At 40.6% G+C, this 12,601-nt stretch carries 13 protein-coding genes and 5 tRNA genes; all 18 read right to left on the bottom strand.

What is annotated here, in order from left to right; all coding sequences use genetic code 11:
• Window positions 1–12: 12 nt before the first annotated feature.
• Window positions 13–3,822 (bottom strand): DNA-directed RNA polymerase subunit beta, encoded by a 3,810-nt coding sequence (rpoB, locus tag HMPREF9140_RS07355; RefSeq protein ID WP_006953015.1) that lies wholly within the window; start codon window positions 3,820–3,822, stop codon window positions 13–15.
• 548 nt (window positions 3,823–4,370) lie between these two features.
• Window positions 4,371–4,754: a 50S ribosomal protein L7/L12 gene (gene rplL / locus HMPREF9140_RS07365; RefSeq protein WP_006953017.1), complete on the bottom strand. Its 384-nt coding sequence runs from the start codon at window positions 4,752–4,754 to the stop codon at window positions 4,371–4,373.
• A gap of 56 nt (window positions 4,755–4,810) precedes the next feature.
• Window positions 4,811–5,329: a 50S ribosomal protein L10 gene (rplJ, locus tag HMPREF9140_RS07370; RefSeq protein WP_006953019.1), complete on the bottom strand. Its 519-nt coding sequence runs from the start codon at window positions 5,327–5,329 to the stop codon at window positions 4,811–4,813.
• Window positions 5,330–5,347: 18 nt separating this feature from the next.
• Window positions 5,348–6,040: a 50S ribosomal protein L1 gene (gene rplA, locus HMPREF9140_RS07375; protein WP_006953021.1), complete on the bottom strand. Its 693-nt coding sequence runs from the start codon at window positions 6,038–6,040 to the stop codon at window positions 5,348–5,350.
• A gap of 20 nt (window positions 6,041–6,060) precedes the next feature.
• The gene (gene rplK / locus HMPREF9140_RS07380; RefSeq protein ID WP_006953023.1) at window positions 6,061–6,501 is read right to left on the bottom strand and encodes a 50S ribosomal protein L11; all 441 of its coding nucleotides are present in this window, start codon (window positions 6,499–6,501) and stop codon (window positions 6,061–6,063) included.
• Between the two features lie 58 nt (window positions 6,502–6,559).
• Entirely contained in the window at window positions 6,560–7,105 is a 546-nt protein-coding gene (gene nusG, locus HMPREF9140_RS07385) for a transcription termination/antitermination protein NusG (RefSeq protein ID WP_006953024.1), read from the bottom strand.
• A 20-nt stretch (window positions 7,106–7,125) separates the two neighbouring features.
• Window positions 7,126–7,317, bottom strand: coding sequence for a preprotein translocase subunit SecE (gene secE, locus HMPREF9140_RS10970; protein ID WP_081474523.1), 192 nt, complete (start codon window positions 7,315–7,317; stop codon window positions 7,126–7,128).
• 14 nt (window positions 7,318–7,331) lie between these two features.
• Window positions 7,332–7,404, bottom strand: a tRNA-Trp gene (locus HMPREF9140_RS07390).
• Between the two features lie 60 nt (window positions 7,405–7,464).
• Complete coding sequence (tuf, locus tag HMPREF9140_RS07395) at window positions 7,465–8,661, bottom strand: elongation factor Tu (protein ID WP_006953026.1); 1,197 nt, start codon at window positions 8,659–8,661, stop codon at window positions 7,465–7,467.
• A 63-nt stretch (window positions 8,662–8,724) separates the two neighbouring features.
• Window positions 8,725–8,796, bottom strand: a tRNA-Thr gene (locus HMPREF9140_RS07400).
• 5 nt (window positions 8,797–8,801) lie between these two features.
• Window positions 8,802–8,875 (bottom strand) — tRNA-Gly (locus tag HMPREF9140_RS07405).
• Window positions 8,876–8,886: 11 nt separating this feature from the next.
• Window positions 8,887–8,968: transfer RNA gene (locus tag HMPREF9140_RS07410), tRNA-Tyr, on the bottom strand.
• Window positions 8,969–8,988: 20 nt separating this feature from the next.
• Window positions 8,989–9,062, bottom strand: a tRNA-Thr gene (locus tag HMPREF9140_RS07415).
• Between the two features lie 87 nt (window positions 9,063–9,149).
• Window positions 9,150–9,449 carry a ribosome hibernation-promoting factor, HPF/YfiA family gene (hpf, locus tag HMPREF9140_RS07420; protein ID WP_006953028.1) on the bottom strand — a complete coding sequence of 100 codons (300 nt, stop codon included), beginning with the start codon at window positions 9,447–9,449 and terminating at the stop codon, window positions 9,150–9,152.
• Between the two features lie 21 nt (window positions 9,450–9,470).
• Window positions 9,471–10,355 (bottom strand): tyrosine recombinase XerC, encoded by an 885-nt coding sequence (locus HMPREF9140_RS07425; RefSeq protein ID WP_006953030.1) that lies wholly within the window; start codon window positions 10,353–10,355, stop codon window positions 9,471–9,473.
• Between the two features lie 45 nt (window positions 10,356–10,400).
• Window positions 10,401–10,592 carry a 30S ribosomal protein S21 gene (gene rpsU / locus HMPREF9140_RS07430; protein WP_006953032.1) on the bottom strand — a complete coding sequence of 64 codons (192 nt, stop codon included), beginning with the start codon at window positions 10,590–10,592 and terminating at the stop codon, window positions 10,401–10,403.
• Window positions 10,593–10,747: 155 nt separating this feature from the next.
• Entirely contained in the window at window positions 10,748–12,220 is a 1,473-nt protein-coding gene (gene rodA, locus HMPREF9140_RS07435; RefSeq protein WP_006953034.1) for a rod shape-determining protein RodA, read from the bottom strand.
• On the bottom strand, window positions 12,207–12,601 hold a 395-nt coding region (locus HMPREF9140_RS10670; protein ID WP_216593054.1), incomplete at its 5' end, for a hypothetical protein. The genes rodA and HMPREF9140_RS10670, both read right to left, overlap by 14 nt.

Genomic DNA, 12,601 nt, shown 5'->3' on the forward strand with positions numbered 1-12,601 from the left:
AGGGTGAACGTTTTAATCAAGTTTGATACTTAGACCTAGTCCTCGAAGTTCGTGCAACAGCACGTTCAACGATTCGGGTATACCTGGAGTCGGCATCGGGTCACCTTTAACTATAGCCTCGTAGGCTTTGGAACGACCAACAACATCATCGGATTTCACAGTTAGAATTTCCTGAAGAATATGCGAAGCTCCGAAAGCTTCGATAGCCCAAACTTCCATCTCACCGAAACGCTGTCCACCGAATTGTGCTTTACCGCCAAGTGGCTGCTGAGTTATGAGGGAATACGGACCAATACTACGAGAGTGCATCTTGTCTTCAACCATGTGCCCTAGCTTCAGGAAGTAAGTGATTCCCACGGTTGCAGGCTGATCGAAACGTTCTCCGGTTTCTCCATCATATATGTAGGTGGAGCAAAGATTAGGTAAGCCTGCTTTGTCTGTCCATTCTTTTAAATCTTCCAATTTTGCACCATCGAAAATAGGTGTGGCAAACTTGACCCCCAAATTACGACCAGCAGCACCCAATATAGCCTCAAAAATCTGTCCAAGGTTCATACGTGACGGCACACCCATTGGGTTCAATACTAAGTCTACTGGTCGGCCATCCTCTAGGAATGGCATATCTTCGGCACGAACAACCTTTGACACAATTCCTTTATTACCATGACGACCGGCAAGCTTATCTCCTACTTGGATCTTGCGCTTTTTAGCAATATATACCTTAGCCATTTGCAACACTCCGGATGGAAGTTCATCACCGATAGTTATAGCGAACTTTCTGCGTTTCAGGTCAGCATCCATCTGTTTGAACTTATGTATATAGTTCATGATAAGCTGTTGAATGAGCTGATTAGTGTGCTCGTCGTCGGTCCAGTCATTCGACTGAATACCTTCATAGTCTAGATTCTTAAGCGCAACAACTGTAAATCGACTACCTTTTGTTATTATTTCGGCGTCAGAATAATCTTTAATTCCTTGCGATTCTTTGTCTTCTATGAGAGACATAAGTTTGTCAACAAGCAGGTCCTTCAAGTCATTTAATTTTGCCTCATGTTCCTCGTCGAGGTTTGCAAGTATGAGTTTATCTTGTCTCTTACCTTCACGACTCTTTATGGAGCGTGCAAATAATTTCCTATCTATTACTACACCGCTCAACGAAGGATTGGCTTTTAGAGAAGAATCTTTCACATCACCAGCTTTATCGCCAAATATTGCACGAAGAAGTTTTTCCTCTGGAGATGGATCGCTCTCACCTTTAGGCGAAATCTTACCAATCATTATATCGCCTGGTTCTACACGAGCACCTACTCTGATTATACCGTTATCATCAAGGTCTTTTGTTGCCTCCTCACTGACGTTTGGTATATCTGCAGTGAACTCTTCAACTCCACGCTTCGTTTCGCGAACTTCGAGTGAATATTCATCTACATGTACTGAAGTGAGCACGTCTTCACGAACCATACGTTCAGAAATAACTACAGCGTCCTCATAGTTATAACCTTTCCATGGCATATAGGCTACAAGCAGATTTCGTCCTAAAGCTAATTCACCGTTTTCTGTAGCATAACCTTCGGTTAGAATATCGCCATTTTTCACACGCTGACCTTTACTACAGATAGGACGTAGGTCTATTACCATGTTCTGGTTTGTGCGACGGAACTTTGGAATAATATATTCTTTTAGAGCCGGTTCGAAACTAACAAATTCTTCATCCTTTGTACGATCGTAAAGAATACGAATGGTTGTTGCATCAACATATTCAACGACGCCATTTCCTTCGGCTACTATCATTGTACGTGAATCTTCACAAACTTGCTTTTCCAATCCTGTTCCGACAATTGGGGCATCGTTATGGAGCAATGGGACTGCTTGGCGCATCATATTACATCCCATCAATGCTCGGTGTCCATCATCGTGCTCCAAGAATGGAATTAATCCGGCCGAAACAGAAGCAATCTGCTGCGGAGAAACATCCATAAGATCGACCTTATCAGGAGAAACAACAGGATAATCAGCATCCTGACGACATTTTACTGTCGAACGTATAAATGTTCCATCAGGATTAAGAGGAGCATTACCTTGTCCTATTATTTTTTCTTCTTCTTCCTCAGCCGTCAGATAAATTACATTTCGGTTTTCAAGATTCACCTTACTGTTCTTAATCTTACGATAAGGAGTCACTATGAAACCAAGGTCGTTTATCTTGGCATAAAGACAAAGAGAAGATATTAGACCGATATTGGGGCCTTCTGGCGACTCAATCGGGCAAAGACGCCCGTAGTGAGTGAAATGTACATCACGCACCTCGAAACCGGCACGTTCACGAGAGAGTCCACCAGGACCTAGTGCGGAAAGACGGCGTTTGTGGGTAACTTCAGCAAGCGGATTTGTTTGATCCATGAACTGACTCAATGGGTTCGTTCCGAAGAAAGAATTTATTACACTGGATATTGTCTTGGCGTTTATCAAATCCGTAGGTTGGAATACCTCATTGTCGCGTACATTCATACGTTCACGAATAGTACGACTCATACGGGCCAGACCTATCGAAAATTGACTTGCTAGTTGTTCGCCTACCGTCCTAACACGACGATTAGATAAATGGTCAATGTCGTCTACCGTTGCATTCGAATTGATGAGATTAATAAGATATTTTATAATCTCTATAATATCATCCTTAGTGAGCACCCGAATATCCATATCGGTATTTAACCCAAGTTTCTTATTTATCCTATAACGTCCGACATCTCCAAGATCATAGCGTTTTTCCGAGAAGAATAAATTCTGAAATACTTCACGAGCACTAGAATCATCAGCAGCATCAGCATTACGCAGTTGGCGATATATGTAATTTACAGCCTCTATCTCTGAATGGCTTGGGTCTTTTGCTAGAGTATTGAAAATAATGGAATACTTGTTTGCTGCATCTTCGTCCTTATGAAGTAAAACTGTCGAGATTCCACTATCCAAAATCACACCTATATTTTCTTCTGTAATCTCAGTTTCGCGTTCAACAACAACTTCGTTACGCTCAATAGAAACCACTTCACCCGTATCCTCATCTACAAAGTCTTCATTCCAACTTTTCATAACATTACCGGCCAACCTACGCCCTAAAGCTGCCTTCATGTTTTTCTTATTGGCTTTAACCTCTTCACAGAGATCGAATATTTTCAGAATATCTTTATCTGATTCAAAACCAATAGCACGAAGCATGGTTGTAACTGGCAGTTTCTTTTTACGGTCAATGTAGGCATACATGACATTATTTATATCTGTTGCAAACTCGATCCATGAGCCTTTAAAAGGAATAATACGAGCACTGTAAAGCACAGTACCGTTAGCATGTACGCCTTGTCCAAAGAATACCCCAGGCGAACGATGTAATTGCGAAACAACCACACGTTCTGCACCATTTATAACGAAAGTACCATTACTGGTCATGTAAGGAATTGTGCCAAGAAAGACATCCTGAATAAATGTTCCAAAATCTTCATGATCGGGATCTGTACAGTAGAGCTTCATCTTTGCTTTCAAAGGAACACTATATGTTAACCCACGTTCCAAACATTCTGAAATAGTATAACGAGGCGGATCTATATAATAGTCCAAGAATTCCAGAACGAAATTATTACGTGTGTCGCTTATAGGGAAATTCTCGACAAACACCTTATACAAACCATCATTCTTGCGATCTTCTGGAGGTGTGTCCAATTGCAGAAAATCACGAAACGATTTCAACTGCAAATCTAGAAAATCTGGATACGGATATGGATTCTGTATTTTGGCAAAGTTTACTCTCGGGTTATTCTTTGTTGCCATAATTAATTTTGAAATGTTTTTAAACTGCCTACTATATTAAGCTTATTGATAGTCAATAATATATATAAACCATTACAGTCCGGTAAAATTCATTTTATGCTATCGCATTTTGCAAAACTATCTCGAAGACCCTTTTCATGCTATCGCATTTTGCAAAACCATACCGAAGACTCTTTTCATGCCATCGCATTTTGCAAAACCATATCGAAGACTCTTTTCATGCCATCGCATTTTGCAAAACCATACCGAAGACTCTTTTCATGCCATCGCATTTTGCAAAACCATACCGAAGACTCTTTTCATGCCATCGTATTTTGCAAAACCATACCAACAAAAACAAAATCCTATACCTAAACCAACGAATAAGTAGATGGATGTGAATCTGCTATTATTTACCGGACGGTAATAACCTGACTATAATTAAAGTTCTATGAAATATTTAGAGAAACAAAAGGGCCAGAATTCACCTATCTGGTAAATTCCAACCCTATTTTTCATTGAGGAGAAGTCTTACTCTTAACTAAAGAGTAAAATGGTATAGAAGTAAATTACTTCAATTCAACCTTAGCACCCTCTGCCTCTATTGCCTTCTTAAGGTTTTCGGCTTCATCTTTAGACAAACCTTCCTTAAGAGTAGAAGGAGCACCGTCTACGAGATCTTTAGCCTCTTTCAAACCTAAGCCACAAGCTTCCTTAACTGCCTTTACAACTTTAAGTTTGTTTGCTCCTGCATCAGCAAGAATAACATCAAACTCACTCTTTTCTTCAGCAGCAGGACCAGCGCCACCTGCTACAGCAGCAGGGCCAGCAACAGCTACGGCTGCAGCAGCAGGTTCGATTCCATACTCATCTTTCAAGATAGTTGCTAACTCATTTACTTCCTTAACAGTAAGATTCACTAATTCTTCTGCAATAGTTTTTACGTCTGCCATTTTATTCTAAATTTTTAATTTTATTCTTTATACAATTTTTATTTGACCTATAATTTTTATTCAGGACGCTCACCTAAGGTCTTTAGTAAGCCATGAATCTTATTTGCACTCGATTGTAGAGCTGAAGAAACATTTTTCACAGGAGACTGTAGTAATGCCACAACATCCGCAATGAGTTCATTCTTACTTTTCAGAGCTACAAGCTCTTCTAGTTTATCACCACCTATAAATATCGATTCCTCAGCATAAGCTGCTTTGAGTGCTGGAATCCCTTCTTTAGTATATTCCTTTAATAATTTGGCTACTATATTTGCCGTCTGACAGAACATAACAGCCGTATTACCCTTTAAGGAGCCATATAAAGGCTCGTAGTCAACATCAGAGGCTTCAAAAGCTTTAAGAAGCAAATTGTTTTTTACAACAACCATCTTAATCTCACTATTGAAACATTTACGACGAAGGCTACTAGTAGATTCGGCATTCAATCCAGACACATCTACTAAATAGAAATGAGGGAACTCCTTCAACTTAGATCCTAGATCTGTAATAATCGTATCTTTGATTTCTTTCTTCATGTTACAAAACTTTTAGAGTTACTCGGCAGATTTAGGATCAATCTTTATACCTCTGCTCATAGTGCTTGAAATAAAGATACTCTTTATATACGTACCTTTAGCCGCTGCAGGCTTAAGTTTATTCACTGTTAAGATAAACTCCTTAGCATTACCAAAGATTTGCTCTGGAGACATACTAACCTTGCCAATTGAAGTATGAATTATACCAGCCTTATCTACTTTAAAGTCAATCTTACCCTGTTTGATGTCTTTTACAGCCTTAGCAACATCCATGGTAACGGTACCACTTTTAGGATTAGGCATCAAACCACGTGGCCCAAGAACACGTCCTAAAGGACCAACCTTACCCATACAAGAAGGCATCGTGATAATCACATCTATATCAGTCCACCCGCCTTTAATTTTATCTATATATTCATCAAGTCCAACATAATCAGCACCAGCTTCTTTTGCTGCAACTTCTTGATCAGGAGTACATAGACAAAGAACACGAGTAACCTTACCAGTACCATTAGGTAACGACACCACCCCACGAACCATCTGGTTAGCCTTGCGTGGATCTACACCTAGACGTACATCTATATCAACAGATGCATCAAATTTTGTAGTAGTAAGGTCTTTCACCAATTTAGAAGCATCCTTCAAAGTATAAGCTTTGCCAATCTCCACTTTATCAGCCACTAATTTCTGATTTCTTGTCAGTTTAGTCATTTCACTGTAAATTTTAATTGTTATTTACCCGGAAAGTCTCCTTTTACGGTAATACCCATACTACGTGCCGTACCTGCGACAAGCCTCATCGCACTTTCAACTGTAAAACAATTTAAGTCCGACATCTTATCCTCAGCAATAATCTTTATTTGTTCCCAAGTAACAGATGCAACTTTCTTACGATTAGGTTCACCAGACCCACTCTTGACCTTTGCCATCTCTAATAATTGAACAGCCGCAGGAGGAGTCTTTATTATAAAGCTGAAAGATTTATCGTTATAATAGGTAATTACAACTGGGAGTATCTTACCAGCCTTACTTTGGGTACGAGCATTAAACTCCTTACAAAATCCCATTATGTTAATACCCTTAGAACCTAAAGCAGGTCCTACAGGAGGAGAAGGATTAGCTGCACCACCTTTAATTTGCAATTTAATTAATCCGGCAATCTCTTTAGCCATTTTTGTCAATATTAAAATTAAAAATTATAGAAGAAGGAGAAGATCCGTAACTATAATCTCAATCCTCTTTTGCAACTTGCATAAAACCCAATTCTAGGGGATTTTGACGACCAAAAATCATAACCATGACTTTCAACTTATACTTATCGGTATTTATTTCTTCTATAACACCATGGAAGCCCGTAAAAGGTCCGTCAATAACCTTAACAGACTCTCCTACCTTATAAGGTGTCTTTACAAGATTATTCAATTCTGAATAATCTGAATTACCAAGAAGTTTATTGATATCAGTCTGTCTTACAGGAGAAGGATTAGATATACCACCTAGAAACCCAAGAACATTAGGTATAAAACGGAGAGTTGAAGCTACCTCTGGAGACATATTAGCCTGAAGTAATAAGTATCCTGGAAGACTCAATCTCTCAATTACCACACGTTTCCCATTACGCAAAGTAGTACGTGATTCTGTAGGCAATAAAATCTCAAACACATTTTCTGCCAATTTTCTGTCTTGTCGCAATTCGGCTTCGATATATTCTTTAACCTTCGCCTCCTTACCACTAATCACACGAATTACATACCATTTCCTTTCTGTAGAGACCATTTATTCTGCCTAATGTCTATTTAACTTGGGTATACAAATGCCATTAAATGCTGGATAATAAAATCCATAGAGAATACAACTACAGCTATAATTAAGGAAGCGGATAGTACAATCATAGCTCTATGTATAAGCTCTGCACGGGTTGGCCATGTAGTTTTACATACAAGTTCTTCGTAACAAGCCTTGCTATAATATAATATATTCTTAAACATATAATATAATATTGCACGGGTTGAAGGACTCGAACCCTCGACACCTGGTTTTGGAGACCAGTGCTCTACCAACTGAGCTAAACCCGTAAATAAATTCCCGTTCTAGATAAAACGGGAATTATTTTTTATTAAAGAAGTGAAGACTCTCTATTTTATATCATCTAAAATAGCTGTAATCTGACCTGAACCAACTGTACGTCCACCTTCGCGAATTGCAAATCGGAGCCCTTCGTTTAGAGCCACCTTATAGATCAATTCAACCTCTATCTCTACATTATCACCTGGCATAACCATCTCAACTCCATCAGGAAGTTTTATTTCACCAGTACAATCCATCGTACGCAGATAGAACTGAGGGCGATATTTATTCCCAAAAGGTGTATGACGACCACCTTCTTCTTTTTTCAATACATATATAGCCGCCTTAAAATGATCATGAGGAGTTATTGCACCTGGATGCACAACAACCATTCCACGCTTAACTTCTTCCTTATCAATACCACGAAGTAAAAGTCCAACATTATCTCCAGCCTGACCCTCTGCTAGATTTTTACGAAACATCTCAACTCCTGTAATAACAGACTTCTTATCTTCGCCTAAACCAAGCAATTGAATTTCATCACCGACTTTACATTTACCAGTCTCGATACGTCCTGTAGCAACTGTGCCACGTCCCGTAATAGAAAAAACATCTTCAACTGGCATCAAAAAAGGTTTATCTACTTCTCGCTGAGGTTCCTGTATCCAATCATCTACGGTATCCATTAATTTCAGAACGGAATCGACCCATTTATCAACACTATTCAAGGCTCCTAAGGCTGAACCGCGAACAATAGGAGTATCTTCTTCATAACCATATTGTTCAAGAATCTCACGAACCTCCATTTCAACGAGTTCTAACATTTCCTCATCCTCAACCATATCACACTTATTGAGAAACACGACCAAACGAGGCACATTTACCTGCCGTGCTAATAAAACATGCTCACGAGTCTGAGGCATGGGACCATCAGTTGCAGCAACCACAAGAATTGCACCATCCATCTGCGCAGCACCAGTAACCATATTCTTTACATAATCGGCATGACCAGGACAGTCTACATGTGCATAATGGCGTTTTCCAGTCTCATACTCAATATGAGCTGTATTAATTGTAATACCACGCTCTTTCTCTTCAGGAGCATTATCAATCTGATCGAACGATTTAACTTCCTCCGCTGTACCTAACTTCTCATTAAGCACCTTAGAGATAGCTGCAGTCAAGGTAGTTTTACCATGATCAACATGACCAATTGTGCCAATATTTACATGCGGTTTGGTACGCACAAATTCTTCTTTAGCCATAACTTTCTTTATTTAATATTAAACGAATAAACTTTATTTTACGGGGTATTTACGATATACTAGAGCTGTAACTGAGAGTTGAACTCAGGACCTCTTCCTTACCAAGGAAGTGCTCTACCACTGAGCTATTACAGCAAAAGAGCGGAAAACGGGACTCAAACCCGCGACCCCCAGCTTGGAAGGCTAGTGCTCTAATCAACTGAGCTATTTCCGCAAAAAACAATGTGGGTAGTGATGGATTCGAACCACCGAAGCTAGAAGCAGCAGATTTACAGTCTGCCCCATTTGGCCACTCTGGAAACTACCCAATTGACCTAAGGTTAGAAGAGCCTCTTGTCGGATTCGAACCAACGACCCCGAGATTACAAATCACGTGCTCTGGCCATCTGAGCTAAAGAGGCGCTTATATCTAATACTTTTTATATAGCATAAGACGGATGCAAAGATAAATTCTTCTTTCTTATTTTACGAAAGAAAATGAAGTTTTTTCAATATCCTCTCTGTTTTGATTTAATCTTGCCTAGTTGCACTTTTATTGAATCTATACATAAATCTAGGCTTTCTTCAAAAGTGCTACATGTCTTCTCTACAAAAAGAGTATTTCCCAATATTTTCACACTGATACTAGCAATCTTATTCAAAGCTACTGTTGGTTTTTCTACTTTCAGAATTATTTCAATGCTCTGAATTTCCTCGTATGACTTATTCAGCTTATCGAGTTTTTTATCAATAAAAGCTTGTAGCTTTTCGGTGATATTGAAATGGATGGACTGAATGTTTATTTCCATAATCTACAATTGTTTTTATGATTAAACTCTGGGGTGAGAGCTCTTATATGCACTCTTTAATTGATCGAATGTTACGTGTGTGTAGATCTCTGTCGTAGAAAGACTCTTATGTCCAAGTAGTTCTTTCACGCTTTCTAGGTTGGCTTTATTATTAAGCATTGCTGTCGCGAAAGTGTGACGAAGTACATGAGGACTTCTTTTTTCTATACTGGAGACTTTCGAGAGTTCTTGTTTTACGATTTCTCTTACCCGATCTATTGTCATCCGCGTTCCTTTAGGGGTTTGAAAAAAGGCTTCGGAATGACTTTCAACTTCTTGATTGCGCTGATTTCTATAAGATTTCAATGCTTCGTAGAGTTCTTCCCCAAAAGGAATGATACGATGTTTGTTTCTTTTGCCTATTACTTTTATTTCTTTCGTAATGTAGTTTACATCGGCATCGTTTAGATTCAATAACTCTGACAAACGAATTCCTGTTTCGTAGAACACCATAATTATGGTGTGGGCTAGTGTGTCATTATATTTTTTGCTCCGTTTTGTTTTGTCGAGCAAGTTGTCCATTTCTTTTTCTTTGAGGAAATATGGTAGTGCTCTTTTTCGTTTAGGAGCTTTTATACAACGGGCTGGATTTTGTGAGATAATTTTTCGTTTTTGAGCGTAACGGTAGAATGATCTTAGGGCGCTTAGTCTTCGGTTTATTGAGGTTGCGCTGTTTCCTCGGTTCATCATTTCTTCTATCCAGTTACGGATTATATCGGAGTCTATTGTTTCCCAGTTGAGGTTTTCTTCTTGTTTTTTGAAGAATTGCTCGAAGTGTTTGAGGTCTCTTCCGTATCCATCAATAGTGCATGGGGAGTAGTTTCGCTCTAAACTTAGATAATTCAGAAAGTTATCGACTTCTAGCACTTTGATTGGTTTTTTGGAGGGGTTTTGTATTTGTCTTTGGAGATTTTATTCTTCTGCGTCGCGAAGTTGTTGTATGTAAATGGCGTGTTCCATCTTCAGACGTCTTTTAACAGATGGTTTGTCGTATTGTTGACGGGAGCGTAGTTCCTTTACGACGCCTGTTTTTTCAAACTTTCTTTTAAATTTCTTGAGAGCTCTTTCGATGTTCTCGCCATCCTTTACGGGTACAATTATCATGCTTTTTGTTTTAATTATTTATTTATTGAACATTTAATGAGCGGCTTATGGCTGCTCTGTCGGTTGCAAAAGTACGGCTTGTTTTATTTGTTTCCAAATCTTTAGTAGAATATTGTCAGGATGTTTCTTTTTGTTTATGTGTGTTATGTGGGGTTTTATTGTCGTATTAGGTTTCTGCCGGCGTCGATGCGAAGGAAGATGAATAGGAGGAGTGTGAATCCCCACAGGGATGAGCCTCCGTAGCTGAAGAATGGTAGTGGGATTCCGATTACGGGGGTGAGTCCTAGTACCATTCCGACGTTTATGAATACGTGGAAGAGGAAGATTCCGGCGACGCAATATCCGTACACGCGTCCGAATTTGAAGGATTGTCGTTCGGCGAGATACATTAGTCGGAGTATTAGGGCGAGGAAGAGTAGGAGTACGGTGGCTGAGCCGAGGAATCCTTCTTCTTCGCCTACGGTGCAGAAGATGAAGTCGGTGTCTTGTTCGGGTACGAATTTGAGTTTTGTTTGTGTTCCGTTGAGGAATCCTTTTCCTTGGAGTCCTCCTGAGCCGATTGCTATTTCGCTTTGGTGTACGTTGTATCCTGCTCCGGCGAGGTCTTCATCGAGTCCGAGGAGTACGTTTATTCTGACTCGTTGGTGTGGTTGCATGACTTGGTTGAGCATGTAGTCGGCTGAATAGAAGAAGGCTATTGAGCCGAGTGCGAACAGGGCTATGTACAGGTAGCCTTTGAAGCGTGAGTTGAGGGCGTTGTAGATGAGTGTGCCTATCATCATGGCGGAGAGGAGGAGTTGTGCCCAGACGATGTCGAACGGGGTGATGTATCGTGATATGGCGAGTGATGCGGCTGTGAGGAGGAGTGTGATGAGGAGTAATCGGATGGTTTTTTTGCGGTTGGGTGCGTAGGCCCACATCATTCCGGCGGTGAAGATTTGGACGAGCAGGAGTACGCTGAATTTTCCGACGGAGGTGGGTGTGTTGAGTAGCATTACGTTTTCGAATTTTATGCCGACGACGAAATATACTATCATCGCGACGCCGGTGAAGAGTATCGACCCGGGCATTCCTTCGCGATAGAACATGAGGAAGAATGAGAGGTAGACGAGGGCTGAGCCGGTTTCGCTTTGTCCGATTATGCATAGGATGGGTAGGAAGATTATTCCGCAGGCTCCGGCGAAGTGTTTCCAGTTGCGCATGGTGAATCCGTAGACTGACATGAATTTGGCGATTGCCAGGGCTGTGGCGAATTTGGCGAATTCGGCGGGTTGGAGGCGGAGTGGCCCGAGTACGAGCCAGGAGCGTGAGCCTTTGATGGAGTGTGGGTTGAAGATGGTTGCGAAGAGGAGCAGGAGGAGGATGCCGTAGATTACGTAGGCGAATGTGTCGTAGAAACGGTCGTCCATCATTATGATTACGAATCCGAGGCAGATTGAGGTTCCGATCCACACGATTTGCATTCCGGAGCGGGTGGAGAGCGAGAAGATGTCGGTGTCGCCGTAGGTGTAGCTGGCTCCGCAGACGCTTATCCATCCGAAGGTGAGGAGGCAGAGGTAGATGATTATTGTGAGCCAATCCAGGGAGCGGAAGATGCTTGGTTGCCGGTCTGGGCTATAATGTTTCATTTTGTTGGGGGGTTCGACTTTGTTGTTTTTCGTTTTCTACGTTTATTTTTTTTCTGATTGTTTTGCGGGGTGGGAGCTGCGACGAAAATTTGGCTTTGCATGACTCTGTGGGTGGCAAAAAAAACTTTTTTTTCGGGCCATGCAATGTACTGGGGTGGGAAAAAACTTTTTTTTCGGTCGAAAAGTTCTCGGGGGCCGAATAAAAATCTTTTTTGGCTCCAAAAGTTCCCGGAGGCCGAATAAAAAGTTTTTTTTCGACCAAAAAGTCCTCGGAGGTCGAAAAAAATCTTTTTTTGGCTCCAAAAGTTCCCGGAGGCCGAATAAAAAGTTTTTTTTTCGACCAAAACGTCCTTGGAGGCCGAAAAAAAATCTTTTTTGGCT

Origin of the sequence: Prevotella micans F0438, assembly GCF_000243035.1 — a bacterium.
Taxonomy (GTDB): domain Bacteria; phylum Bacteroidota; class Bacteroidia; order Bacteroidales; family Bacteroidaceae; genus Prevotella; species Prevotella micans.